This window comes from Mycobacterium sp. TH-M103 (assembly GCF_057473785.1).
Genome location: NZ_JBYCLG010000077.1, coordinates 1 through 3,108, shown reverse-complemented (window position 1 = coordinate 3,108; position 3,108 = coordinate 1). Strand labels below are relative to the sequence as shown.

The window sequence follows — 3,108 nt, the reverse complement described above, 5'->3', positions numbered from 1 at the left end:
ACATGTCCAGGCCGATGTCGAGCACGCGCACCGAATGGGTGAGCGCCCCGACGGCCAGGTAGTCCACGCCGGTGGCGGCGTAGGTCGCCGCCGTGTCGAGGCTGAGCCCGCCCGACGACTCCAGCAGCACGGTCGGTGCACGGGTGTCGCGGCGCTGCACGGCGATCTGTGTCTGCCACACCGGGAAGTTGTCCAGCAGGACCAGCTCGGGCTTCTCGGCCAGCACCGCATCCAGCTGCTCGAGGGAGTCGACCTCGACCTCGCAGGGCAGGTCGGGGGCCGTCTCCCGCACCGCGCGCAGCGCCTCGACCACCGACCCGGCGGCCACCACGTGATTGTCCTTGATCAAGGCGGCGTCGCCGAGGCCGAGCCGGTGGTTGACGCCCCCGCCGACGCGCACCGCGTATTTCTGCAGCAGCCGCAGGCCGGGCAGGGTTTTGCGGGTGTCGCGGATCTTGGCCTTGGTGCCCTCCACGGCCACCACCCAGGCCGCGGTCGCGGTGGCGATCCCCGACAGGTGACAGATCAGGTTCAGCATGGTGCGCTCCGCGGTCAGCAGCCCGCGGGTGGGCGTCTGCACGGTCAGCAGCGCCTCCCCCGGCTGCAGGCGGACCCCGTCCTCGACACGGTGCAAAACCTCGTAGCCGCCGGCACCGAGCACCTCGTCGAGCACCAGCAACGCGACGTCCACCCCGGCGACCACGCCGGGCTCGCGGGGCACCATCGACGCGGTGGCCACAGCGTCACCGGGAACCGTCGCCAGCGTGGTCACGTCGGGCCCGTAGCACAGATCCTCGTCGAGACCACGCCGGATGGTGTCCAGAGCGGCGGCCCGTTCGGCGTCGGAAAGCATCGTCACCCGACCGTCGCCACCGTTTCGACCAGCACCGACGCGCGGTCCCCGGCCAACCGCAGAACGCTGGGAGCGACCCGCCCCGGCGCCGCGTCGGGGTATTCGGCGCGATGGTGGCAACCCCGGCTCTCGGTGCGGGCCAGGGCCGCGGCGGTCACCACGCGGGCCGTCATCGTCAGGGCGACGTCCTCGAAATCGTGCCGTCCCGCGACGCGACGCACCGGCGCCCCCGCCAAGGTCTCGGACAGCCGCTGCAGCCCGGCCGCATCCCGCACGACCGCCGCGTCACGGCTCAGCGCGCGCTGCAGGTCCTCGCGGCGCGGCGCGGTGTAGGTCAGCGGCTCGGGCACCTCGGCGTGCACCCGTCCGGCCGCCGACGCGTGCGCGGCCGCGGCCTTGCCGGCGCGGCCGCCGACCACCAGCCCTTCCAACAGGCTGTTGGACGCCAGGCGGTTCGCGCCGTGCATCCCGGTGCGCGCCACCTCTCCGGCAGCGAACAGCCCCGGCAGCTCGGTGCGGCCGGACACGTCGGTGACGATGCCGCCGCAGCTGTAGTGCGCGCCCGGCACCACCGGCATGGGCTGGCGGACGGGGTCGATGCCGACGGCCCGGCACGCGGCGGTGACGGTCGGGAACCGGGTCTCGAAGCCCTCGATGCCGCGGGCGTCGAGCAGGACGTAGGGGTCGCCGGTGGCCCTCATCCGGGCGTCGATCGCGGCCGCGACGATGTCGCGCGGCGCCAGATCCGCCATCGGGTGAACGCCGGCCATGATCGAATTGCCCTGCTGGTCGAGCAGTATCGCGCCCTCACCGCGGATCGCCTCGGTGACCAGCGGGCGGCGCCCGCCCGCTCCGCCCCGGAACAGCATCGTCGGGTGGAACTGGATGAACTCGACGTCGCTGACCGCCACCCCGGCCCACAGCGCCAGCGCGATCCCGTCGCCGGTCGACCCGCTCGGGTTGGTGGTGGCGCCGTAGAGCTGCCCGAGCCCGCCGGAGGCCAGGATCACCGACGGCGCGCTGATGATCCCGTGGCCGTCCAGGTTGCCCACCAGCACCCCGGTGACCGCCCCCTCGTCGCGCAGCACCCGCAGGGCCACGTGGCCGGTGCGGATGTCCAGGACGGCCGCCGCATGGTCGAGTGCGCGCTGCACCTCGGCGCCCGTGGCGTCGCCACCGGCGTGCACGATCCGGCGCCGGGAATGCCCGCCCTCGCGCGTCAGCGCCCACCGGCCGGGGGCCGCTTCGTCGAATCGTGCTCCGTCACCGACCAATTCGGTCACCGCGCGGTAGCCGTCGGCGACGATCGAGGTGACCGCGTCGGGATCGCACAAGCCCGCGCCGGCGGCCAGGGTGTCGGCGACGTGGGCGTCGACCGAGTCTTGATTTTCCGGGTTGTCGGGCAGCACCACCGCGATGCCGCCCTGCGCGTAGTGCGTGGCGGTCGCGCCGTGGGTCTGATCGGCCTTGGACAGCACCACGACGCGGCGGCCGGCGCGCTGAGCGGCCAGGGCGGCGGCCAACCCGCCGACGCCCGTACCGATCACGACGACGTCGGCGCTGTCCGTCCACGCCGCAGCGGTGATCATTCCCCGCCGCCCGGCTGCCCGATCGCGATCATGCGCTGCACGCTGCGCCGCCCCGCCGCGGCGATCTCCGGGTCGACATCGACCTCGTCGGCGCCGTCGACCAGGCAGCGCAGCAGGGCCGCGGGGGTGATCATCTTCATGTAGCGGCACGACGCGCGGTCGTTGACCGCCTGGAAGTCCACTTCCGGTGCCGCCCGGCGCAATTGGTAGAGCATGCCAACCTCGGTGGCGACCAGCACCTTGCGGGCCTGCGTGGCGTTGGCGGCGTCCAGCATGCCGCCGGTGGACAAAATCTTCACCCGGTCCGCCGGGAACGCGCCCTCGCCAGCGAGGTACAACGCCGAAGTGGCACAACCACATTCGGGATGCACATACAGTTCGGCGTCGGGGTTCGCGCGCGCCCGGTCGGCGAGTTCGTCGCCGTTGATGCCGGCGTGCACGTGGCATTCGCCGGACCACACGTGCAGGTTGGTGCGCCCGGTGACGCGACGGACGTGCGCGCCCAGGAACTGGTCCGGGCAGAACAGCACCTCGCGGTCGGGGTCGATGGATGCGACGACGTCGACGGCGTTGGACGACGTGCAGCAGATGTCGGTGAGCGCCTTGACCGCCGCGCTGGTGTTGACGTAGGAGACGACGACGGCGCCGGGGTGTTCGTCCTTCCAG

Annotated in this window: 3 protein-coding genes; all 3 read right to left on the bottom strand. The window is 72.9% G+C overall.

What is annotated here, in order from left to right; all coding sequences use genetic code 11:
* Positions 1-853: carboxylating nicotinate-nucleotide diphosphorylase (nadC, locus tag AC2VOR_RS04525; protein WP_486963273.1), on the bottom strand; the 853-nt coding region annotated here is incomplete at its 3' end.
* Positions 854-855: 2 nt separating this feature from the next.
* The gene (locus tag AC2VOR_RS04520; protein ID WP_486963272.1) at positions 856-2,442 is read right to left on the bottom strand and encodes an L-aspartate oxidase; all 1,587 of its coding nucleotides are present in this window, start codon (positions 2,440-2,442) and stop codon (positions 856-858) included.
* Positions 2,439-3,108, bottom strand: a 670-nt coding sequence (locus tag AC2VOR_RS04515; protein ID WP_486963271.1) for a quinolinate synthase, incomplete at its 5' end; no start/stop codon positions are given. The genes AC2VOR_RS04515 and AC2VOR_RS04520, both read right to left, overlap by 4 nt.